This window comes from Sphingobium sp. B7D2B (assembly GCF_025961895.1).
GTDB lineage: Bacteria > Pseudomonadota > Alphaproteobacteria > Sphingomonadales > Sphingomonadaceae > Sphingobium.
Map to the genome: position 1 here is coordinate 1,054,142 of NZ_JAOQOM010000001.1, position 21,931 is coordinate 1,076,072.

The following is a 21,931-nucleotide window of genomic DNA, read 5'->3' on the forward strand; positions in this document are numbered from 1 at the left end:
CGCCGGACAGAAGAGGTGTATCCGTGAAGTCGACCAGCTGCATTCTGGCCCTCTCTCTGGCCATCGCAGCGCCTGTGTTCGCGCAAAGCGGCGGGATGGTTCAGGCCACGCCACCAGCCGAGGCGGTAGCCGCGCTCAACCGCCATCTCGCCTCGCTGTCCCGTAATCCTCAGGATGTGAATGCCCTGTTGGGCGCCGGCCAGGCCGCGCTCGATCTGGGGGACATTCAGGCGGCCAATGGCTTCTTCACGCGGGCCAATATGGTGGACGGGCGCAATGGCCGCGCCCGGCTGGGGCTTGCGGTCGTGCAAATCGCCTTGAAGCAGCCGGCCGATGCCGCCGCGAACTTCGATGCTGCCTCGGCCTTGGGTGTCAGCGCCCAGGCGCATCTGCCCGAGCGCGCGCTGGCTTATGATCTCACCGGGCAGCAGGCCAAGGCGCAGCAGGATTATCGCGCCGTCCTGCAGGCCAATCCCAATGATAACACCGCACGACTCAATTATGCGGTCTCGCTGGGCGTCTCCGGCAATCTCGCGGAAGCCGAGCAGCAGCTGAAGCCCGCCCTGACCAGCGGCGACCGTGAGGCGTGGCGCATCCGGGCCTTCGTTCTCGCGATGAACGGCCAGATGGCCGAGGCGCGCTCCATTGCGCAGACAACGCTGCCGAAGGGCCTTGCCGACGCGCTCGAACCCTATCTGCAGCGCCTGCCGCTGCTGACCGCGAGCCAGAAGGTGTCTGCGGTCCATTATGGCGAGTATCCGGCGGATGTCCTCCGCTTGGCTGCACCCGAGCCGGCGCGGAACCGCGATACGCAGGTTGCTGCTACCACCGAGCGGGAGCGGGGCGGCCGACGCCAGACGGCGGCAGAACGACGGGCCGCCCAGCAGGCCGCGCGCCGCGCGTCGCAGGCTCAGGCCCAGCAACCAGCACCCGCTGCGGCAGTGGCCCAGCCGCTTCCACCGCCGCCACCGCCTGCTCCGGCAGCATCCCCACCGCCGCAACAGCCGGTGCAGACCGCCGCGCGCACCCCTGCGCCGCAGCCGACACGCCCGGCTCCTTCACCGGCTCCGGCGACACAGCCGGCCAGTCGCGTGACCAACCCCGCGCCGACGGCCGTCGCTGCCGTGGCGCCGGCGGCACCCAGCACGCCTGCCCCGGCGGCGTCTGCGTCGCCGACACCGGCACCCGCACCTGCGCCCGTGCCGCAGCCGGTGCGGTCCCTTGGCGACACGCTGCAGGCGCTCGAAGTGCCGGAAGGCGAGCGCCGGCAGGTCGCCGTCGCGGATCTGAGCGCTGTCGCGCGGATCCAGGAGCAGCGCCGGCTCGCGGCAGCCGCGCAGCAGGCCAAGGCCAAGGCGGATGCCGAGGCGCGCGCCAAGGCGGAGGCGGAACGCAAGGCCGAGGCCGAGCGCAAGGCCAAGCTGGCGGCCAATCCTTCGCGCAACTGGGTGCAATTGGCAGCGGGGCGTGATCCGGCTGCGCTGGCCTTCGATCTGCGCCGTTTGCGCCGGACCTATGGCGATACGATTGCCGGGCAGGATGGCTGGACAGCCACCTGGGGTGAGACGCGTCGCTTGTTGATCGGCCCGTTCCGTCGCCCCGAGGATGCGCGAGCGGTGGTGACCGAATTGCGCAAGGCGGGAGGCGATGCGTTCTTCTGGCAAAGCGAAGCCGGCGAGGAAGTCAGCAAGATCGGCACGCAGTGAGCGTGCTCGCCCCCTATGCCTGTGACCCGGCGCGCAGCCGGGGTCGTCAACATGCCGAGCCGGGTGGCGAGGCGCGCGGACCACGCGACATTTTCCAGCGCGACCGCGACCGGATCATCCACTCGATCAGCTTTCGTCGCCTGCGCCATAAGACGCAGGTGTTCGTCGCGCCCGATGGCGACCATTATCGCGTCCGCCTGACGCACAGCCTTGAGGTGGCGCAGATCGGCCGGACGATCGCGCGGGTGCTGGGCCTCAATGAAGATCTGACCGAGGCGCTGTGCCTCGCCCATGATATCGGCCATCCCCCGTTTGGCCATGCCGGCGAGGATGCGCTGGAGGAGGCGCTGGCCGGGCAGGGCGGGTTCGATCATAACGCCCATTGCCTACGCACGCTGGCCTTGCTGGAAAATGCCTATCCCCGCTTCCCCGGCCTCAATCTGAGCTGGGAGATGATGGAAGGGCTGGCCAAGCATAACGGCCCGGTGCTGGCGCCGAACTGGGCGATGCAGCAGATCGATGCCGCCTTTCCGCTGGAGCTGGAAAGCTTGCCGTCGCTGGAAGCGCAGGTCGCGGCTCTTGCCGACGATATCGCCTATGACAATCATGATATCGACGATGGCCTGCGCGCCGGCATTCTGACGCTCGAACAACTTCTGGAAGCGCCGTTCGTCCGCCGCTGCTGGGAGCAGGTCACCGCGCGCTATCCCGATCTGCCGGCCGAGCAGCTGTTGCGGGAACTGATCCGGGACCAGATTGGCATCATGGTCAACGATCTCATCATGACCACGCGCGAAAACCTGCGCCTGCACGGGTTGGAGCAAGCTGACGTCACAGCCGTGCGGGGCGCGGGACAGGCCATGGTCGCCTTCTCGGATGCGATGCGGGAGGACGAGCGCCAGCTCAAGCGCTTCATGTACGCCAATCTCTATCATCATCCGAAGCAGCTTGCCGCGGCCGGGCGGGCGCGGGTGATCGTCACCGACCTGTTTCGCGCCTATCAGGCCGATCCTGCGCTGATGGGGACCGCCTGGGATGCCAGTTGCGGCGCCGCCGAGCCCGAGCGCAGCCGCCATATCGCGGACTATATCGCAGGCATGACCGATCGCTTCGCCGAGCGCGCGCATCAGGAGATTTTCGGAGTTTCCTAGGCGAGGACAGAGTTCGCGAGGGCGTTGTCCACTATCGATTGGGTCGGAGCGCGCGACCAACGGCTCATGTGGGGGGAAGCCGACTTCGCCACCCTCCACCGTTCGTGCTGAGTAGGGTCTGAGTAGGGCCGCAGGCGCGTAGCGAAGACCCGTATCGAAGCATCTCAGTCATGGACTGCACCTTCGATACGCCGCTTCGACAGGCTCAGCAGCTACTCAGGACGAACGGAGGGGGCAGCGATGATGCCGTTTCTGAAAAGTCCGCTTGCGGAAAAGGCGTAATAGCCGCGCTTCGCCCACACCGGTTGATCACCCCGTGATCACCTGCCCCGCTTCCACCCGCAAATAGGTCGCCTGATCCAGCCCGTTGAACAGATCGGCCTCAGTCCCGGTCATCCACACCTGCCCACCGCTGGCGCGCAACCGCTCGAACAGGGCATGGCGGCGCGTCGGATCGAGATGAGCGGCCACCTCGTCGAGCAGGATGATGAGCGGTCGCCCGCTCTGTGTGCCGACCAGCTGGGCGTGGGCCAGCATGATGCTGAGCAGCAGCGCCTTTTGCTCCCCTGTCGAGCACAGCGCCGCATCCTGCTGCTTGGCTTCGTGCGTGACCAGCAGATCGGCGCGATGCGGGCCGACAAGCGTCCGCCCCGCCGCCCGGTCTCCCGTCCGCGCCGCGCGCAGCCGAGCGGCAAGGGTCGCCTCATCCAATGGTTCACCGGTCAGCGCCAGAACGGGCTTGGCGAAGAGGTGCTGCGCGCTGCGGGCGATCTCCTGCGCGAGTCCTGCGATCAGCGCCCGCCGTGCGGCGTCGATTGCGGCGCCATGTTCCGCCATGCGGGCTTCCAGCGCGGCGAGCCAGTCCGGGTCCGCCGGCCCGTCTTCCCCGAGCAAGGCATTGCGCGCGCGCATCGCGGCCTCATAGCGCGCGCTGTGATGGGCGTGCGACGGCGCCTGGGCGAGCACCAGCCGATCCAGGAACCGACGCCGCCCGCCGGGGCTATCCAGGAACAGGCGGTCCATTGCCGGCGTCAGCCAGCTCAGGGACACACGCGCCGAAAGCGCATTGGCCGGGGAGGCGCGCCCGTCGATCCGCACTTGCCGCTTGTCCGGCGCCTCGGGGTCGGTGCCGGTCCCCAAGGCGGCATCGCCCAATCGCGCGGCGACCGCGAAGCCGCCCGGCCCGCTCTGCCGCGCCATGTCGCGCAGGGCCGCGCCGCGCAGGCCGCGCCCCGGCGCCAGCAGCGAAATCGCCTCGAGGATGTTCGTCTTCCCCGCGCCATTCTCGCCGGTCAGGACGATCATCGGCGCGTCGGGCACAATCAGGGCGTCGGCATGATTGCGGAAATTGGTGAGGGCAAGGCGGTCGATCGCCATGGCTGCTCGTAACCGGTGAGGGCTGGCACGCCAAGGCCTTCTATGGCAGATTGTGCGGATCGTGAGTCAGCAGACGGGAATGGGCATATGTTCGGCAAAGCATCGAAGACATTCATGGTTGCGATGCTGGGCAGCGCCTTGCTCGGCGGCGGCGCGCAGGCGGCCCTGCCGGTCGGTGCCAAGGCGCCGGATTTCGAGACGCGCGGCGCGCTGGCCGGCAAGGTGTTCAGCGTCAAATTGTCCGATGCGCTGAAGAAAGGCCCAGTCGTGCTCTATTTCTTCCCCGCGGCCTTCACCAAGGGCTGCACGGCGGAAACCAAGGAGTTTGCCGATCAGGCGGATGCGTTCAAGAAGGCCGGCGCCACGGTGATCGGCATGTCTGCCGACCCGGTCGACGTTCTGCAGCGTTTCTCCACCGAGGCATGCGGCAGCAAGTTCGCGGTGGCCTCGGCCGGGCCGCGTCTCATCACCAATTACGACGTGGCGCTCAAGGCGGACAATCCGGCCTTTGCGGGCAAGACGGACCGCACGTCCTATGTCATCAGCCCGGCGGGCCGGATCGTCTATGTGCATAGCGCGCTCGACTATCGCGACCATGTGAAGAACACGCTGGCCGCCGTGCAGTCCATGGCTGGCGATCACAAGCACTGATCATCCGCACCAGACCTGCCCGACGGCGCAGGGGTTTCCAGGGATCAGCCGGCGGGCCGCGCCGACGATGGCTTGCGCGGCTTGGTTCGCTGGCTCTTCTGGCGTTTCTGCTGATCATGCTGGCCCTGCTTCGCGCGCCGCCGGAGCGGATCGAGGCCGCCGATGGGGCGCGCGTGCATGTCATGGATGGCGACAGCCTGCGGATCGGCCCGCGGATCGTGCGCATCGCGGACATCGACGCGGTCGAACTGAATCAGCGTTGCCAGGATGCGACCGGCCAGCCCTGGGACTGCGGCACGCAGGCGCGCGACGCCCTGCTGGCGCTGGTGCGTGGCGGTGGGCTCACCTGCGGGTCCCGGACGACGGACCAATATGGCCGCGCCGTGGCGACCTGCACCACCGCCCGGATCGCGGATGTCGGCGCGATGATGGTGGCGCGGGGCTGGGCGATCAGCAACCTCGGGCGCGGCCCCGGCGCGTATCGGCACGAAGAGGAGGCTGCCCGTTCCGCGCGGCGCGGCATCTGGCGTGGCACGTTCGAGACGCCCTCGGTCTGGCGCGCCGCGCATCCGCGATCCTGACCGGCCAGCGACCCCGCACGCAACAGCCGCTGTTGACTCTGTCCGGATTTGCTGGATGAGATTGGAGGAGCGGCCGGGCGCAGCATCGGCCGATGCGTCAGTTTGAGCAAGCCGGCGAGGCGCCGGGTTTGGAGAGGAAAGTCATGGAGATTGCGGGCACGACGGCGTTCATCACGGGCGGGGCGAGTGGGATCGGCTTCGGCATTGCCCAGCAATTGCTCGCCAATGGCGCCAGGCTGGTGCTGGCCGATATCCGCCAGGACCATCTCGATGAAGCCAAGGCGTTTTTCGAGGAGCGCCAGCAGGGCCGCAATGTCCACACGATGCGGCTCGACGTGTCCGACCGCGACCAGATGCGCGAGGCCGCCAAGGAGTGCGAAGCCGTGATGGGCGGGCCGGAAATCCTCATCAACAATGCCGGCATCGATCCGTCCGGCCCGTTCGATCAGGCCACCTATGCCGATTGGGACTATGGCATTGGCGTCAATCTCATGGGGCCGATCAACGGCATCATGGAATTTGCGCCGGGCATGCGCCGGCGGGGCAAGGGCGGCCACATCGTCAACACCGCGTCGCTGGCCGGGCTGACGCCGATGCCGAGCTTCATGGCCATTTATGCCGTGGCGAAGGCGGGCGTCATCACCCTGTCTGAATCGATCCGCGACAGCATGGCGCAGGACAATATCGGCGTGACGGTGCTGATGCCCGGCCCGATCAAGAGCCGCATCCATGAATCCGGCCAAAACCGGCCGGAGCGTTTCCGCTCGGGCAGCGGCCTTGCCCAGACGGAGGATCAGCTCGCCAAGCGCGTGGTGTCCGATACCTGGATGGAACCGACGGAAGTGGGCGACATGATCGTCGACGCAATCCGCAACAACACGCTGTACGTGGCGACGCACGGCAATTGGAAAGACAATGTGGAAGAGCGCTTCAAGGCGCTGATGGCCGCGATGCCGGAGGCCAAGCCGTTCGATTTCGGCGCGACCCTGGCCGTGCCGGACGAAGACTGAGGATCGATCGGACCCGGAGCGCGCCCGCTTCTTGTGCAGGGCGCGCGTCCGGGGCGCCGCTTAGCGCTGCGTGGTCGTCTGGCTGGTCGTCGCCTGGACGGTCTGCACTAGCCCCGGCGTGCTGTTTGCGGCCGCAGCGCGCGCGAGCGATCCGTCCGGATCGGGCAAGCTGGCGGCCTTGTTCAGCTCCCACAGCAGGAACGTCGCCTTCTCGCTGAACGCGATGGGGGTCTGGTTCGCGACCTCGGCGAGCTGCGCCTTGGCCTTGGCGCAGAACTTGTCGCGCGACTGGGTGTTGGAATAGCGGTTGTAGAGCTTGGTCATATGGTCGTCATGGGCGTCCTGCCACTTGCGACCGCCTTTGGCCTTGAACAGATCGACCTGCATCTGCGCGGCTTCCGAGAGCAGGCCCTTATGTACCGAGAGCATCCGGTTGTAGTCGGAGACCATCGCGGCATTGTCCGGCCCCTGGCAGAGCAGCACGGCGACGTTCAGGCCCGAGCGCAGGTGCCACATGTCCTGCCCCTTATTCTCGCCGATCAGGATCGGCGGCGGCGGCGGCACTTCGATCAGCGGGACATTCTGTGGAATGGGGACGGGAATGTTCTGCAGCGGCGCTTCGGCAACCTGCTTGGCGGTGCAGCCGGCCAGGGCCAGCAGCGGCAGAGCGGACAGTGCGACTGCGGCCTTGATCCGCCGGCCCCCGATCATGCTCAATGCCATAACGTTCTTCCTCCCGAGGGGGCGCCATGGGTGGCGGCCCTGTTCCCATCAAGAGGCGCTTATCCTCCTCTGATTCCACCAAGGCAAGACCCTTATGGACTCGATTCGTCGCACCGGTGGGAACCCGCGACTCGCCGAGATTCAGAGCTTTGCGGCGATGGGGTTCATCGCCGCTGAAAGTGGATCAGTGTCGGGTGCCGGGGTGGGTGCCGGCCGCCTTTGCGCCGACCATATGCTGCAACACGATCACGCGCTGCCGCTCACGGTGCCAGTCGCGAGAGGGGTTGGCCTGAATCTGCGCAAGCAGGCTCTGCAGCTCTTGGCGGCGATGCTCGATGGTGACCGGATCCATGCGGAAATCTCCTTCGATTGTACCGCTAGGAATACGTGCGCGCTGGAGACCGGTTCCCGCTCGCAAGCCCCTTTCGGCAGCAATGCATCGCACATGAGTGCCTTTTCATCCGGGCCGGGATCACCAGCAGGCGGATTGCGCCGGATCGCATTTTTTCGGATAGTCGAAAACGTTGGAAAACATCCGATAATCGGAAAGGGATCGAGGACATGAAAACAAGAAGGTCGGCGCTGCTTCTCGCGGTCGTGAGCGCATCCCTGCTCCTGTCTGCTTGCGCGACGGTGAAGGGCCTTGGCCGGGACATCGAGTCCGTGGGGCAGGCAGGTCAGGACGCGATGAAATAAGCGCTGCTGACAAAAGCCCGGCCCGCTGAGGTCAGCGCGCCGGGCTCATGCTACAGCTCTGCGTCGGTCCGGTTTAGCGGCAGACGACATCGCCCCGGTCGACCGACCGTCCGATCATCGCCCCGGCACCCGCGCCCAGCACGGCACCCAGGATCGAGGAACGGCCGCGATCGAGCTGATCGCCAAGCAAGCCGCCCAGCGCCGCACCGACGATCAGGCCGGTGGTGCCGTCCGACCGGCGGCAATAATAGCGATCGTCATAGCCCCGATACACGCGGGTATCGCGGTAGACGCGCACCGGCGCATAGCCGCCGCGATAGTAACGGTCCGCATAATAGCCGCGATAGCGCGGGTCCGGCCGGTTATAGTCATAGGCATAGACGACACGCGGGGCAGGGCGGACGACAGGGCGGCGATCGATCACCACAACCCGGTCACGGCCCCGGCGGTCGTCCCGATCCCAACGGCGATTGTCATGACGATAATCGCGCCGATCGTCGCGATCGCGCTGCCAATGCCGGTCATGCCCGCGACCCGGGTCGGCAAAAGCGGGGGTGGCGGCCAGACCGCCCACGGTCACGGCACCCAGCGCCAGCGCCGCGATGCTGTTCTTCAGAGCCTTGTACATCTGTCTCACTCCGATCCTTATTCTGTCTCTCCCGGCAGCGGGAGATCGGATCGGACTGTATCGTGAGTCGCCTGAACCGGTGGCGACGGGCGGTTCATTTGGGGGAAAGGGGAAGTGGGTGGGGTGCGCTTTCGGGGTCGGCATTTGCGAAGCGACTGAGATCCTAGTCAGCTTTTAATTGATCAAATTCAATTGACCTTTCCGCTCTTTGAATGTGCCGTTCTGTCCCCAAATGCGCCTTTATCAAAATTATCAAAAATATTAAAATCTATCCCCGACCGTTCTGAAATATTGTGCAGTATCCCGTACTCTTCCAATAAACGTTTTAATTTTGGTTTTCCGCTTCCATGAATGCAGTTTAATGCAATTATTGTTATTTCTGCGTCTGAAAGCGCGGCCCGCAATAGCCGCGTATACAGAAGTTTATCGTCAATTTTAAGATCTCTGACATTTATAAATCTTAGTATGTGATAAAATAATCTAAAATAATGACTGAGACTGTCTCGATGTTTGAAGGCTGCCGCGCGAAAACGGCTGGCATCTGCGTCTGCGTCTCCAGTTGATTTTCTTATGTCTGTATCAAGAATGGCACGAACTGCTGGTCGACCATTTAAGGACTTTCTCCAATCGTTGGCATCTACAGTTGAAATATCTCCAAGTGTTTCCTTGAAGAGTTGTAATAAATTAAAGAAAGTTCGCTCTACATCACGTTTATAACTTAGTTCGGCATCGACTTTAGCGTTCGTCCGTGCCTCATTTAATGCAGATTTCTGGTCAAGAAATGCAGCAGTTGCGCTTATGGCGGCGGCTAAGGCTAACAGACTGTTCAGGGGACCAAAAGAGTCGCCTAGTTGCGCTGAGACTGCGAAGTCCCATGACATCCCAAGTGGATCAAAGCCCAACCCAGCACAAATCACATAAATGGTGTACGCTGCAAACGCGGCGGTCAGCGCTGCTGTTATTGCAAGGCCGGGCTTGCTTGACAACTGGTCCTCCTACTCCGCCGCCACCCCGGCCCGCGAGAACATGTCCTCGCCGCTGTCGCTTTCGGCCTCGCCGTCATTGGCGCGCATTTTCTTGCGGCGGTCGAAGCTGTCCCACACCTCGTTCCAGTTGCCGCGCGTGGCGCCCTTGGAATATTCGGTGGCGCGCGTTTCGAAGAAGTTGGCGTGCTCCACGCCGTTGAGCAGCGGGGTGAGCCAGGGCAGCGGGTGCTCCTCGATCATGTAGATCGGCTGGAAGCCAAGCTGGCCCAGCCGCCAGTCGGCGATGTAGCGGATGTACCGCTTGATCTCCTTGGCGGTCATGCCGGGCACCGGGCCTTGCTCGAAGGCGAGGTCGATGAAGGCATCCTCCAGCCGCACGGTCTTCTGGCAGCAATCGATAATGTCTTCCTTTACCGCCTTGGTCAGGCAGTCGCGCTCCTTCACGAACTCGTGGAACAGGCGCACGATGCCCTCGCAGTGCAGGCTCTCGTCGCGCACCGACCAGGTGACGATCTGGCCCATGCCCTTCATCTTGTTGAAGCGCGGGAAGTTCATCAGCATCGCGAAGCTCGCGAAGAGCTGCATGCCCTCGGTAAAGCCGCCGAACATGGCGAGGGTGCGGGCGATGTCCTCGTCGCTATCCACGCCGAACTGCTGCATGTAATCATGCTTGGCGCGCATCTCGTCATATTCGAGGAACATCGAATATTCGCTCTCAGGCATGCCGATGGTGTCGAGCAGGTGCGAATAGGCCGCGATGTGGATCGTCTCCATGTTGCTGAACGCAGTCAGCATCATCTTGATCTCGGTCGGCTTGAACACGCGGCCATATTTGTCGTGGTAGCAATCCTGCACTTCCACGTCCGCCTGCGTGAAGAAGCGGAAGATCTGCGTCAGCAGGTTGCGCTCATGGTCGGAGAGCTTCTGCGCCCAGTCGCGGCAATCCTCGCCCAGAGGAACTTCCTCGGGCATCCAGTGAACCTGCTGCTGGCGCTTCCAATAGTCATAGGCCCAGGGATATTCGAAGGGCTTGTAGACCTTGGAGGCTTGGAGAAGCGACATTTTTCCGGGCTCCGCAATTGGGATGGCTGTAGCGCACAAATAACTAGATGAAGGGGGATGCTAGCCCAATCCACCACAATGTCTAGCGGTGTTGTGCCGTTCATCCACAGTAAATTTTGTGTCCCCGGCCTTGACTTTCGCCAGCGCCGCAGGCCGCCGTCGGTTCAGCCGGCCATGCGCTCCAGCCCCCAGGCGAACAGCGCGAGGATGAGCGCGAAGGAGAGCGCCATGGTGCCGGCGATGCGCTTGCCATAGACCCCCTGCGGCGTCCGCGCCTTGCGCGCGAGGATGAGGGCACCGCAGAGCGCCGCAGTGCCCGAGACGCCGGCCATGATGAGTGCCGGGAGGGTCATTTCCAGAAGATGTCGCGCCGTCCCCGGCTGAGGCGGTTGCGGAACATCTGCACATACATCCACATGCCGGAAATCGCGAAGAAGACGAGCGCGAAGCCGGAGAGGAGGGAGATGATCACGCCGACGGGACCGAAAAACTCGCCCGAGTGGAGATGGTGGAACAGGCCGACCAACTTGCGGGCGGAGTTCGGCGCGGCCTGTGTGGCTGGCTGGGCGGCTTGCTGGGCGGCGGGCGGCGCGCCGGGCGTACCCGCAGACGGGCCGGCCTTCTGCGCCGCGACCGGCCCCTGGGCGGGCGGCGGGGCGCCGCGCTCCTCGGTCTCGAACACGCTCCCCCGCGCGACCATGGCGGCAAAATGGCTGCCCAAGCCGGTCAGGGCGATGAACAGCATGAACAGGCCGATGAAGACGGTGGTCCAGCGATGCCATTTACGCATGGGTGCATCCATTCTTGCGGAAGGCGGGTGTAGCAGCGGAAGGACCGGCGATCGCCATCACCGGCCGCGCCAGCGATCAACATAGACGGTCACCGTCTTGGTCTTGCGCGCGCCCACGCCAAAGACGACGATGCCGAGGAAATAGCCGAAATCATACCATCCGCCATTATTGGGCACGGCATAGACGGCGACATCGTCCGCGATCAGCGAGAGTGCCCAGGCGAAGGGAAAGATGAAGCCGTGCCACAGGCCGAGCAGGAAGCCGGGCGTATCCGGCGCGCTGCTCACCGCCGCGGCGCTCTGCCGGGCGCATCCGCCAAGGATCAGCAACAGGGCTGCCGGCAAGGCGAGCCCGGTGCCGGTGCCGGCGGAGGGGCGGGGCATGGGGAGCATGGTCATCGCGTCGGTCATCCGCTGTTATGTGACCGCTCCGGCGGCCGGACGCATTGACCCGTATCAAAAGCGGCACGCGCCGTCTCGCGCAGGATTGCCCTCGGCGCCGGCCGTGAACAGCCCAGTCGTGGCGAGGATGCGCTGGATGGGGCGGGGTTTTCGGAACGCTCCGCCCCCTCGGCCGTTCTGTCTTCAGTACCATCTAGTTCATTGTATCTGCAGAGAAAAGGAGCGAGCCATGTTCGAGAAGTGGCGCATCAAGGAGCATATGGAAGTCGCGGATGCGAGTGGCCGCCATGTCGGCACCGTCGACAAGGTGGACGGCGATCTTCTGGTCCTCACCCGCTCGGATTCGGCGGACAGCCGCCATCACCAGATCAACCTCGATTATGTCGACAGCATCCATGACGATCGTGTCACGCTCAAACCCGATACGCCTATGCCCGAGGGCCTGACGATTGGCGGCGGCTATGCCGATGGCACGCGCCCCGGCGTCCAGTCCGGCGGCGTGAAGACGGACAGCTATGCCGGCAGCGCGGCGACCACCAGCACGACCGGCACCAACGAGAATTCGCAGATCTTCGGCACCAGCGGCCTTGGCACCGGCATGGGTGGCTCCGGCACGCCCTCGACCTGAGACACATTCGCCTGAACAAGTCAGGTGGCCGGGTCCCTCCCGCCCGGCCACCAACATATGGCTGCGACGAAAGAGCGCCTGCATACGTCCGTCCGATGCGGCGGGACGGCCCAACGTGCGTCAGGCGCGATTGATCGCGCAGCCCTTGTTCCCTGGCCTGCCGACCCTATCTGATAGGGAACAGGTTCAGTGAATGCTGCACCCAAAGGGGTAGAAAGTCGCTTCGGCGGTGATCTCCCACACACAGCCGAGCGGCTGAAAAGGGTCCGGTCTCCCATCCCCCCACCCCCCGGGAGGCCGGACTTCTTTTCCGCTCACATCTTCCGAAAAATTCAGTACCGCGATCAGCCGCGCAGGAAGGCCTGCAGCGCCGCGAGCGTTGCCTGCGGGTCGCTCTCCTGCAGATTGTGCGTGGCATTGGGCAGCGCATGGCCGCGCACGTCCGTAGCCTCCGCCTGCCACACGCCCAATATGTCATCGAACAGGCGCGGATAGAGCCCCTTGCCGGCCCAGATGGCGAGCAGCGGGCAGGTGATCTTCTTCCCCGCCGCCAGATCGGCATGGTCCAGATCCAGATCGACCGAGGCCGAGGCACGATAATCCTCGCACATCGCATGGAGCATGGCCGGGTCGAGCCGGTGGCGATCATATTCCCGCTCGATCTCGCTGGTCGCCTCGCCCGCCCGCGCCTGGTAGCGCGCCAGCGTCTCCTCCTCCGGAATGGGCGCGGGGCGCAGGAAGCTGAACCAGTGATAATAGCCGCGCACGAAGCCGAGCGTGACATGGCTGTAGAGATAATGCTCCGGCAAGATGTCCAGCACGGCGAGCTTGCGGACCTTCTCGGGATGATCCAGCGCCATCCGCCGCCCGACCCGCGCGCCGCGATCATGGCCGACGAGCAGAAAGCGCTCATGGCCCAGCTGCGCCATCACCTCCACGCCATCCTGCGCCATCGCCCGCTTGGAATAAGCCGAATGATCCGCGCCGCCCTCCGGCTTGCTGCTATCCCCATAACCGCGCAGATCGGCCAGCACGACGGTATAATCCCGCGCCAGCGCCGGCGCGACGAAATGCCAAGTGACAAGCGATTCCGGCGCGCCATGGAGCATGAGCAACGGCGGCCCCGATCCGCCCATCACGACATTGATCTCCGCGCCGCTGGTCTTGATCCGCAGGTTGCGAAAGCCGGGGTAGAGCTTCTGCCAGAGCGGCGGGGCGGGGGACTGCGCCTGCGCGGCGGCGGGCGCGATGCTGGGGGTGAGACTCGCGGCGCCGACGGCGGCGGTGTGTTTGATGAAGTCGCGTCGGCTGTTCATTGGCGGCCTCCCCGGTTTGGCGGTTGTGTGGGGCGCACCGTGAGGGGCTGGGGGGACTGGGTCAAGTTTGTCAGCAGTGGGATAGCGCAGTCCAGACTCCGCGATGGTGAGTGGAGCGCTCTTACCAGTTACCGCTGCTCTCCTTGATGGCCTTTTGATGGCCTTGCCGCCGCCAAGGCGACTGATAAACTGCAAAATGGAGGATTCACGGATTACGACTCACAATCCGGATCAATATGTAGTAGGTGATTATAAGACCATTTACTAAGGGTTGTGTATGGCTAGGCCGCGATTATTGAAAGGCTGGTCTGAACCGATCACATTTCGTGGTCCGCCGCCTGCTATCCCTCCAGAGCAACTCGTTCTTTTTCCTCGAAAAACCCAGTTCGAGCTGCCGATGCCGGAGGGCAAGGATGTCGCCGGATACATTCAAGCCGACAACAACCGGAGTTATTACATTAAGCTTGACCGCGATGATAACCCGATTCGGGCAAATGAATTCCTCTCCTATCGCATTGCAGATTTTGTAGGCATAGCAACGCCTCGTTGTGATTTCATACAAACTAACAATGGAGATATCGCATTCGGTTCTGAGGCGGTAGATGGATTTGCAAAAAAAGCGGAGACAATTGCTTTTCTTGATCGGTACACCATGATGGAATTTGGTAGTTCTCTACCCACCTTCCGTTCTGCCTTATCGGCTATTCATGCGTTGGACTTGTTCATTAACAACGTTGATCGCCATCATGGCAATTTTCTTATCTCCGGTTTTGGCACAGAGCGTCAGTTATTGGCATTGGATTTTGCCCGCTCAATGTTCTGGCGTTGGCCATGGGCTGACGATTTTGGATCGACTAACAATAGCGCGATGACTTGGCTGGATTTGCGACAGCGTCATGGATTTGATCTGTCCGCAGCACTGTTGGTGGTTAAGAGACTGTCGATCTTATCCGCCGATGACATTGCACGAATGATCGCTCAAATGCCGACGCACTGGTTGAGCGATGCTTTGAAAAATGATCTTCTTGGATATTGCCGAGAGGGCGGCTGGAAGGCTAGGACAGAGCTACTGCGCAAGGGGCTCCAGGATGGTTCAATCGTTTAAGTTTGCCGTAGTGCGCCTTTCTCCTGGGGGCGTTCGCGACGAACGCATAAACGTTGGCCTAGCTGTGTTTTCTGAGAATGACATAGATTTACGTCTGACTCAGCGTCTCGATAAAATCCGTGTGCTATCGGCTTCGCTTGATCAGTCTATCTTACGTGAATTAGCGGACACGCTCGTGTCTCGTGATTTTGATTTACGTGCCGCGGGTATTCATGACGCCGAGGCGCGGCGGCACTCGATTGGAAGTGTGGGTCCGCTAACTTTTTCTCATTTGGGTACTTTTACATGCTCCAGTGAGCGGGAGTACGGCGCACGTATTGATTCCATTTTTGAGAGCATAATCAATCCCGAACCAGCACCTCCAGTTGTGCGTGAAAAGAGATCGAAGCTTCTTACGCAACTAAAGCGCGCGCTTCGGAAGCAGAGAGTGCTAGCAAAGGCCGACGAAGGTCTGAGTTCTCACCGGGTCGTGCCTAACTTGATGCTGGCCGATGGCTTAATTGCAGACTTAGCGCTGAAGAACGGCAGAATGCATATCTTTGAAACAGTAGATATTTCTGCTCCGCAGACCACGGCACGTAAAGCGGTTTCTGATATAGCGGTTTCAGCGCTGGTTCTCGAGCAGGCTCGCATTGTTTTTGGGGAAAAGGATACGAAGGCGCGGCTGGTTTACTCAGCGTGCAGCACCTTGGAAAAGGCTGCTCATTCCTGCTTAGAAGCAGCAGCCCATCAAGGCGCCGAACTCATAAATTGGTCAAGCGATGCCGATAAAATTAAGCTAGTATATTCTATAGCCTCGCTTGCAATACCTACTGAAACTGCGCGAGAACGCTCAAAGCGCCTTGCAGACCAAGATACCTTCCAGTTGAAGTTGCATTAGCTACTCCGCCGCTACATCCTCCACCTTCTTCCCCAACAACGGCGCCAGATACCGCCCCGTATAGCTCCGCTTCTCCTTCACCACCTGTTCCGGCGTGCCCGCCGCCACGATCTCGCCGCCCTTCACGCCGCCTTCCGGCCCCAGGTCGATGATCCAGTCGGCGGTCTTGATGACATCGAGATTATGCTCGATCACCACGACGCTGTTGCCCTGCTCGACCAGCGCGTGGAGCACTTCGAGCAGCTTGCGCACATCCTCGAAGTGGAGGCCCGTGGTGGGCTCATCGAGGATGTAAAGGGTGTTGCCGGTCGCGCGGCGGCTGAGTTCCTTGGCGAGCTTCACGCGCTGGGCCTCGCCGCCTGAGAGCGTCGTTGCCTGCTGGCCGACCTTCACATAGCCCAGGCCCACTTCCGCGAGCATGGCCATGCGGTCGCGGATCGGCGGCACGGCCTTGAAGAACTCGACGGCGTCTTCCACCGTCATGTCCAGCACGTCGGCGATGCTGTGGCCCTTGAACTTCACCTCCAGCGTCTCGCGATTGTAGCGCTTGCCGTGGCATTCCTCGCAGGTGACGTAGACGTCCGGCAGGAAGTGCATCTCGATCTTGATGACGCCATCGCCCTGGCAGGCCTCGCAGCGGCCGCCCTTCACGTTGAAGGAGAAGCGGCCGGGCTTGTAGCCCCGCGCCTGGCTTTCCGGCAGACCGGCGAACCAGTCGCGGATGTTGGTGAAGGCGCCGGTATAGGTCGCCGGGTTGGAGCGCGGGGTGCGGCCGATGGGCGACTGATCGATGTCGATCACCTTGTCGAGATGCTCCAGCCCCTCGATCTTGTCATGCGCGCCGGCGATGACGCGGGCGCCATTCAGCGCGCGGGCGCTGGCGGCATAGAGCGTGTCGATGGTGAAGCTCGACTTGCCCGAGCCGGAGACGCCGGTGATGCAGGTGAAGGTGCCGAGCGGGATGGACGCGCTGACGCCCTTGAGATTGTTCGCGCGGGCATTCTTGACGGTCAGCTTCTTGCCGCTGCCCTTCCGGCGCTTGGCGGCAACGGGGATTTCCCGCGTGCCGTTGAGATAATCGGCGGTGAGCGAGCCTTGCGTCGCCAGCACATCGGCCAGCGTGCCCTGCGCGACGATTTCGCCGCCATGCACGCCGGCGCCCGGCCCCATGTCGACGATATGGTCGGCCGCGCGGATCGCGTCCTCATCATGTTCCACGACGATGACGGTGTTGCCGAGATCGCGCAGGCGCTTGAGCGTCACCAGCAGCATGTCGTTGTCACGCTGGTGGAGGCCGATGCTCGGCTCGTCCAGCACATAGAGCACGCCGGAGAGGCCCGAGCCGATTTGGCTGGCGAGGCGGATGCGCTGGCTCTCGCCACCCGAGAGCGTACCGCTGGTGCGGTCCAGATTGAGATAATCGAGGCCGACATTGTTGAGGAAACCGAGCCGCTCGATGATCTCCTTGAGGATGGCCTTGGCAATCTGGTTCTGCTGATCGGTCAGGTGCTGGGGCAGGGTGGTGAACCAGGCCAGCGCATCCACCACGCTCATGCGGGTGGGGGTGGCGATGTCCTGCATCGCGACCTTCACGGCCAGCGCCTCGGGCTTGAGGCGCGCGCCGCCGCAGGTCTCGCAGGGCTGCGCGGTCTGGAACTTGCCCAGCTCCTCGCGCATCCAGGCGCTGTCCGTCTGCAGCATCCGGCGGTTGAGATTGCCGATCACGCCCTCGAACGGCTTGGAGACGCTGTAGCTCTTGCGCCCATCCTGGAAGGTGAGGGTGACCGGCTTGCCGCCCGTGCCGTGCAGGATGATGAGGCGCACCTCGCCCGGCAGCTCGCTCCACGGCGTCTCCAGGCTGAAGCCGAAGGCCTTGGCGAGGGAGGCGAGCACCTGCATGTAATAAGGGCTCGGCGGATTGGACTTGGCCCAGGGCACGATCGCGCCCTTTTTGAGGGTCAGCGCCTCATTGGGGACGACGAGCTGCTCGTCGAACTCCAGCTTCTCGCCCAGACCATCGCAGGCCGGGCAAGCGCCCTGCGGCGCGTTGAACGAGAACAGGCGCGGCTCGATCTCCTGAATGGTAAAGCCGCTGACCGGGCAGGCGAATTTTTCGCTGAAGATGATGCGGTTGGCCGGAATGCCGGCGTTTTTCATACCGGTCTTGCCTTTGGCACTGCCTCCGTTCGCATCGAGCGAAGTCGAGATGCCAGCAGCGTTCTCCTCTTGTGTCTCGACTTCGCTCGACACGAACGGGGAGGGCGTGCTGCCCAGTTCCGCCACCGTCCCCTCAGCCAGATCCACATAAGCCAGCCCCTCGGCCAGCTTGAGCGCCGTCTCGAAGCTCTCGGCGAGCCGCTGCGCCATATCCTCGCGGACCACCACGCGGTCCACCACCACCTCGATGTCGTGCTTGTACTTCTTGTCGAGCGCGGGGGCTTCCTCAATGGGGTAGAATTCGCCATCGATGCGCACGCGGGTGAACCCGGCGCGCTGCCATTCGGCCAGCTCCTTGCGATACTCGCCCTTGCGGCCGCGCACGACCGGAGCGAGCAGATAGACCCGCGTCCCCTCCGGCAGCGCCAGCACGCGATCGACCATCTGGCTCACCGTCTGCGCGCTTATCGGCAGGCCGGTGGCGGGGGAATAAGGCACGCCCACGCGCGCCCACAGCAGGCGCATATAGTCGTAGATCTCGGTCACGGTCGCGACCGTGGAGCGCGGGTTGCGGCTCGTGGTCTTCTGCTCGATCGAGATGGCCGGCGAGAGGCCGTCGATATGTTCGACATCCGGCTTCTGCATCATCTCCAGGAACTGGCGCGCATAAGCGGAGAGGGACTCCACATAGCGCCGCTGGCCCTCGGCATAGATGGTGTCGAAGGCGAGGCTCGACTTGCCGCTGCCGGAGAGGCCCGTGATGACGACCAGCGCATCGCGCGGCAGATCCACGTCAATGCCCTTGAGATTGTGCTCGCGCGCGCCGCGCACCGAAATATGGGTAAGGCTCATGGGCGGTGTTCTATCTCTGTTCCTGAAGGGAATCCAGCGGCAAGGTTCAGCCAGAGGCACAGATAGGATCGCCAGAGGTCAGATGCGAGATGGCCAGACGGACATTCGCGCGATTGACCGTGCATCGAGTCTTGATCTTAATCATTGTACCAGCAGGCCGTGGCGTGGAATGCCCGGCCCGACAGACGACGGAGAACGACATGACCCTGGCACGTTACGCACGACTGGCGACCCTTGCAGGCACCATGATGGTTTCAGCCACCGTCGCGCTGGCGCAGGACACGCCGCAGGAGCAGGAAGAGCGGCGTGTGCTCCATGCCGAGCAGGCAAAGCTGGCTGCGCAGCAGATGAGCGATTTCGAAGCGCAGAAGAAAGCCATTGCCGACGAGCAGGCCGCGCGCGAACAGACCTATCGCGACGCGCTGGCGGCGCGGGATGCGAAGATCGCCGCCGAACAGGCGCAGGCCGCCGAGGCGCGGGCGAAGTGGGAAGCAGATGTCGCGGCCTGTCTGGCTGGCGACAAGACCAAATGCGCGCCGCTCCCGCCCAAGACCAGAAAGTAGGAGGCCGTCCCTGCGCGTCACCTCCCGGCAAACGCTAGGGGCTGACGTCGTGGACCAGATGCTCAAGCTCGGCGGGGTCTGGATAGACGCCCGCCAGCACGTGATCGAAATGGGTGCGCACCATGTCGTTGCATGAACAGGCGCGCTGACGCAGCCGATCCGCATCCAGCACGACGAGCGAGCCGCGCCGGGTCTGGACGAGCCCGTCGGTCTTGAAACTCTTGATCAGGCGGCTGGCATAGCTGCGCGCAATGCCGAGAAGGGACCCGAATTCCTCCTGCGTCATCATCACCTGATTGTTGCCAGTGCGATCGACAGCGGCCGTCAGCCATTTGGCCGCCCGCATCTCCAGGCTGTGGACCGCGTTACACGCGACCGACTGGAAAATCTGGGCGAGCAGACAGTCCGCATAGCGGCTGAGCAGATCGCGAATGGCGGGAGAACTCGCTTTCAGCGTCTCCAGCGTCCCAGAATCGAACCGGGCGAAATAGCCGCCATGCATCACGCATGACCGGGAGTAAGCCGCCAGCCGCCCGCTGCTGACGATGCCGCCCACAGCGCCCTCACGGCCGACCATCGCGATCTCGACCGACGAGCCGTCGTCCATCAGCACGTGGAAAGTCGCGACCGCATCGCCAAGGGGGAAATAAGCGGCCACCACGGTATCGCCGGGGTCGTAAAGGGTCGTGCCCGTGGGTAGGCGCACGACGCGCGCCACTTTGGCCATCAGGGCCAGATCGGCAGGGTTCAGCGCTGCCACCAGATTGTTATGATCGATGCCGGGCGAGACGAGGTCGTGCATGCGATGCATAACGATCAGCCCCAGCCGCAGTTCCCATCTATGTTCAAAAGTGAACAGACATCCATCAGCTCACCGCGCATAGAGGCACCGCAGAGCCGCGTTCATGATAGTAAACGGGCCGCAAAGGGTCAGTAACAGGGGCAGGCCGGCGCCTCTCGTTGAATGTTCGAGGAACCGGGGATGCTGAATGTTCTTTTGCTTGAAGATGAAATGCTTATCGCGCTCGACCTTGAGCTGACGTTGCGCGAATTGGGGGCGGATGAAGTCTATCCCGTCGCCACAGTGAGCCAGGCGATTACAGCTCTGGAAAGCGGCAATATCACCGGCGCGGTCGTCGATTATAATCTGGGCGGCGAAACCTCGGAGCCGGTTTTGATGCAACTGGAGGCCCGCAAAATCCCGTTCGTGGTGATGAGCGGCTATCCGGACAGCAGCTATCTGGGCGATGGCACCAGGGATTGGCCGATGCTTCCCAAGCCGGCGGGGCTGAGCGCTCTGCGCGAGGTTCTTGCCAGCATGAAAGCCTCGGAAAGCTAGGCGGAACGCGCTACCACCGTGACGCCAGGCTCGCGAAGCAGGGCGCATTCCGAGTGTGGCGAATACTTGACCATGCTAATGATTGTGCTACTATCGGCCTCCTCAGGAGCAGGATAGACTGATGACGATCACGGCCACACCCATCACCCCCCGTTTCGGCGCCGAAATTTCCGGCGTGGACATCAGCAAGCCGCTGGATGCGGATACGGTCGCCGAGCTGATCGCTCAGCAGGATCGCTGGGGCGTGACCGTCTACCGGAACACCGGGCTGGACGATGAGGGGCAGATCGCCTTCGCGCGCAATTTCGGCCATCTGGAGAGCCTGCCGCCCCGCGAGGGCCGCCCGCGCATCTTCCTGTTCAACGCCGGCAATCTGAATGCGCAGGGCGAGATCAATTGGGATCCGGGCGCCACGACCTATCGTAAGGGCGATCAGATTTGGCACACGGACAGCAGCTTCATGGATCTGCGCACGTCCTATTCCATGCTCCGCGCCGTGGAAGTGCCGCCGTCGGGCGGGCCGACCTGGTTTGCCGATGCACGCTCGGCCTATGACGACCTGCCGCAGGATGTGAAGGACAAGATCGAAAATCTGGAATGCGAGCACAGCCTCTGGTGGTCGCGCAAGCAGGGCGGCGCCGAGATCAGCCGCGAGGATATCGAGGCGCGGCACCGCCCGGTCCACAAGCTGGTGCATGTCCACAAAGGCTCGGGCCGCAAGATGATCTACGCAGGCGCGCACTGCTACCGCGTGGTCGGCTGGGGCTGGGAAGAGAGCCGCGAGCTGATCGATTATCTCAACGCTTTCGCGACGCAGGACCAATATGCCATCAGCGTCGACTATGCCGTCGGCGACATGGTGATCTGGGACAATCTCGCCGTGTTCCACAAGGGCGGCCAGTTCGACTGGAACGAGCGCCGTGACATGCGCCGCGCCACCGTGCGTGAAGCGCCGGCACCGGAGGTCGAGGACGATCCGTTCGGCGAGCTGTTCCGGACTGCGCCCACGATTTCGCCCAAGGGCGCCGCGGCGGCCTGATCCTCACTTTGCGGGCTTTCCCGCAGCCGTGGGCATTTGTCGCACGCACCGGTCTGCTTGCCTTGTGGCGCCAAGCGGCTACTATCGGGTTACGAGGGCAAAGAAACACAGGCCGGTGGCTGGCGGGGGCCGCGACCGGACTCCAGTTTCTTCGTTTCATGTTGCGATGCAGCATGATTTTCTAGGCAATACTCCACCAGATAGTCCAAGAATTACAACGGCTTTCCGAATTTTTCGGCAAACTGAATGCCGCTCAGGAAAATTCCTGTTGCGTCGCACAAGATAATCT

Annotated in this window: 24 protein-coding genes; 12 read left to right on the forward strand and 12 right to left on the reverse strand. The window is 63.2% G+C overall.

All coding sequences use genetic code 11. The annotated features are described in order from the left end of the window. Nucleotides 1-23: 23 nt before the first annotated feature. Both M2341_RS04675 and M2341_RS04680 read left to right on the forward strand, forming a co-directional pair. Nucleotides 24-1,706: an SPOR domain-containing protein gene (locus tag M2341_RS04675; RefSeq protein ID WP_181558872.1), complete on the forward strand. Its 1,683-nt coding sequence runs from the start codon at nucleotides 24-26 to the stop codon at nucleotides 1,704-1,706. Further along, complete coding sequence (locus M2341_RS04680; RefSeq protein ID WP_264584401.1) at nucleotides 1,703-2,857, forward strand: deoxyguanosinetriphosphate triphosphohydrolase; 1,155 nt, start codon at nucleotides 1,703-1,705, stop codon at nucleotides 2,855-2,857. Before M2341_RS04675 ends, M2341_RS04680 begins: the two co-directional genes overlap by 4 nt. Before the next feature lie 309 nt (nucleotides 2,858-3,166). Here M2341_RS04680 and recF read toward each other — a convergent pair whose 3' ends face one another. Beyond that, on the reverse strand, nucleotides 3,167-4,234 hold the full coding sequence (recF, locus tag M2341_RS04685) for a DNA replication/repair protein RecF (RefSeq protein ID WP_264584402.1): 1,068 nt from the start codon (nucleotides 4,232-4,234) through the stop codon (nucleotides 3,167-3,169). 114 nt (nucleotides 4,235-4,348) lie between these two features. Here recF and M2341_RS04690 point away from each other — a divergent pair, with 114 nt between their 5' ends. The 3 genes from M2341_RS04690 (at nucleotide 4,349) to M2341_RS04700 (ending at nucleotide 6,476) form a co-directional block, all read left to right on the forward strand. Next, nucleotides 4,349-4,885: a peroxiredoxin gene (locus tag M2341_RS04690; protein ID WP_264574591.1), complete on the forward strand. Its 537-nt coding sequence runs from the start codon at nucleotides 4,349-4,351 to the stop codon at nucleotides 4,883-4,885. Between the two features lie 116 nt (nucleotides 4,886-5,001). Next, on the forward strand, nucleotides 5,002-5,466 hold the full coding sequence (locus M2341_RS04695) for a thermonuclease family protein (protein WP_264584403.1): 465 nt from the start codon (nucleotides 5,002-5,004) through the stop codon (nucleotides 5,464-5,466). 143 nt (nucleotides 5,467-5,609) lie between these two features. Then, on the forward strand, nucleotides 5,610-6,476 hold the full coding sequence (locus M2341_RS04700; protein ID WP_181558876.1) for an SDR family NAD(P)-dependent oxidoreductase: 867 nt from the start codon (nucleotides 5,610-5,612) through the stop codon (nucleotides 6,474-6,476). 60 nt (nucleotides 6,477-6,536) lie between these two features. Here the strand turns inward: M2341_RS04700 and M2341_RS04705 are convergent, their stop codons facing one another. Beyond that, a complete protein-coding gene (locus M2341_RS04705; RefSeq protein ID WP_264569603.1) occupies nucleotides 6,537-7,199 on the reverse strand; it encodes a hypothetical protein in 663 nt (220 codons plus the stop codon). 184 nt (nucleotides 7,200-7,383) lie between these two features. After that, the gene (locus tag M2341_RS04710) at nucleotides 7,384-7,551 is read right to left on the reverse strand and encodes a hypothetical protein (RefSeq protein ID WP_264569604.1); all 168 of its coding nucleotides are present in this window, start codon (nucleotides 7,549-7,551) and stop codon (nucleotides 7,384-7,386) included. Between the two features lie 209 nt (nucleotides 7,552-7,760). Here M2341_RS04710 and M2341_RS04715 point away from each other — a divergent pair, with 209 nt between their 5' ends. Further along, the gene (locus M2341_RS04715; protein ID WP_181558879.1) at nucleotides 7,761-7,895 is read left to right on the forward strand and encodes an entericidin A/B family lipoprotein; all 135 of its coding nucleotides are present in this window, start codon (nucleotides 7,761-7,763) and stop codon (nucleotides 7,893-7,895) included. A 73-nt stretch (nucleotides 7,896-7,968) separates the two neighbouring features. Here M2341_RS04715 and M2341_RS04720 read toward each other — a convergent pair whose 3' ends face one another. The 6 genes from M2341_RS04720 to M2341_RS04745 all read right to left on the reverse strand — a co-directional run bounded on the left by M2341_RS04720 (nucleotide 7,969) and on the right by M2341_RS04745 (nucleotide 11,754). Then, a complete protein-coding gene (locus tag M2341_RS04720) occupies nucleotides 7,969-8,523 on the reverse strand; it encodes a glycine zipper 2TM domain-containing protein (RefSeq protein ID WP_264569606.1) in 555 nt (184 codons plus the stop codon). 188 nt (nucleotides 8,524-8,711) lie between these two features. Next, the gene (locus M2341_RS04725) at nucleotides 8,712-9,509 is read right to left on the reverse strand and encodes a putative phage abortive infection protein (protein ID WP_264584404.1); all 798 of its coding nucleotides are present in this window, start codon (nucleotides 9,507-9,509) and stop codon (nucleotides 8,712-8,714) included. A gap of 9 nt (nucleotides 9,510-9,518) precedes the next feature. Next, entirely contained in the window at nucleotides 9,519-10,571 is a 1,053-nt protein-coding gene (locus M2341_RS04730) for a ribonucleotide-diphosphate reductase subunit beta (RefSeq protein ID WP_181558882.1), read from the reverse strand. Between the two features lie 164 nt (nucleotides 10,572-10,735). Continuing rightward, nucleotides 10,736-10,924 carry a hypothetical protein gene (locus tag M2341_RS04735; protein ID WP_181558883.1) on the reverse strand — a complete coding sequence of 63 codons (189 nt, stop codon included), beginning with the start codon at nucleotides 10,922-10,924 and terminating at the stop codon, nucleotides 10,736-10,738. Further along, complete coding sequence (locus M2341_RS04740) at nucleotides 10,921-11,361, reverse strand: PepSY-associated TM helix domain-containing protein (RefSeq protein ID WP_264584405.1); 441 nt, start codon at nucleotides 11,359-11,361, stop codon at nucleotides 10,921-10,923. Before M2341_RS04740 ends, M2341_RS04735 begins: the two co-directional genes overlap by 4 nt. Nucleotides 11,362-11,418: 57 nt before the next feature. Next, a complete protein-coding gene (locus tag M2341_RS04745) occupies nucleotides 11,419-11,754 on the reverse strand; it encodes a hypothetical protein (protein WP_413715690.1) in 336 nt (111 codons plus the stop codon). A 238-nt stretch (nucleotides 11,755-11,992) separates the two neighbouring features. Between M2341_RS04745 and M2341_RS04750 the strand changes: the two genes are divergently transcribed. After that, a complete protein-coding gene (locus M2341_RS04750) occupies nucleotides 11,993-12,391 on the forward strand; it encodes a DUF2171 domain-containing protein (RefSeq protein WP_264578326.1) in 399 nt (132 codons plus the stop codon). 344 nt (nucleotides 12,392-12,735) lie between these two features. On the opposite strand, the gene M2341_RS04755 is transcribed toward M2341_RS04750, so the two are convergent. Further along, nucleotides 12,736-13,707 (reverse strand): alpha/beta fold hydrolase, encoded by a 972-nt coding sequence (locus tag M2341_RS04755; RefSeq protein ID WP_264584406.1) that lies wholly within the window; start codon nucleotides 13,705-13,707, stop codon nucleotides 12,736-12,738. Nucleotides 13,708-13,984: 277 nt separating this feature from the next. Here M2341_RS04755 and M2341_RS04760 point away from each other — a divergent pair, with 277 nt between their 5' ends. Next, nucleotides 13,985-14,812 (forward strand): hypothetical protein, encoded by an 828-nt coding sequence (locus M2341_RS04760; protein ID WP_264584407.1) that lies wholly within the window; start codon nucleotides 13,985-13,987, stop codon nucleotides 14,810-14,812. Further along, nucleotides 14,796-15,692, forward strand: a complete 897-nt coding sequence (locus M2341_RS04765; RefSeq protein ID WP_264584408.1) for a DUF3037 domain-containing protein — start codon at nucleotides 14,796-14,798, stop codon at nucleotides 15,690-15,692. Before M2341_RS04760 ends, M2341_RS04765 begins: the two co-directional genes overlap by 17 nt. Here the strand turns inward: M2341_RS04765 and uvrA are convergent, their stop codons facing one another. After that, the gene (gene uvrA, locus M2341_RS04770; protein WP_264584409.1) at nucleotides 15,693-18,701 is read right to left on the reverse strand and encodes an excinuclease ABC subunit UvrA; all 3,009 of its coding nucleotides are present in this window, start codon (nucleotides 18,699-18,701) and stop codon (nucleotides 15,693-15,695) included. A gap of 200 nt (nucleotides 18,702-18,901) precedes the next feature. Here uvrA and M2341_RS04775 point away from each other — a divergent pair, with 200 nt between their 5' ends. Beyond that, nucleotides 18,902-19,264 carry a hypothetical protein gene (locus M2341_RS04775; RefSeq protein WP_264569613.1) on the forward strand — a complete coding sequence of 121 codons (363 nt, stop codon included), beginning with the start codon at nucleotides 18,902-18,904 and terminating at the stop codon, nucleotides 19,262-19,264. A 34-nt stretch (nucleotides 19,265-19,298) separates the two neighbouring features. On the opposite strand, the gene M2341_RS04780 is transcribed toward M2341_RS04775, so the two are convergent. Beyond that, nucleotides 19,299-20,075, reverse strand: coding sequence for a Crp/Fnr family transcriptional regulator (locus tag M2341_RS04780; RefSeq protein WP_264584410.1), 777 nt, complete (start codon nucleotides 20,073-20,075; stop codon nucleotides 19,299-19,301). A 153-nt stretch (nucleotides 20,076-20,228) separates the two neighbouring features. Here M2341_RS04780 and M2341_RS04785 point away from each other — a divergent pair, with 153 nt between their 5' ends. Continuing rightward, a complete protein-coding gene (locus M2341_RS04785; protein ID WP_264584411.1) occupies nucleotides 20,229-20,603 on the forward strand; it encodes a hypothetical protein in 375 nt (124 codons plus the stop codon). Between the two features lie 121 nt (nucleotides 20,604-20,724). Continuing rightward, complete coding sequence (locus M2341_RS04790) at nucleotides 20,725-21,642, forward strand: TauD/TfdA dioxygenase family protein (RefSeq protein ID WP_264584412.1); 918 nt, start codon at nucleotides 20,725-20,727, stop codon at nucleotides 21,640-21,642. Nucleotides 21,643-21,931 lie beyond the last annotated feature (289 nt).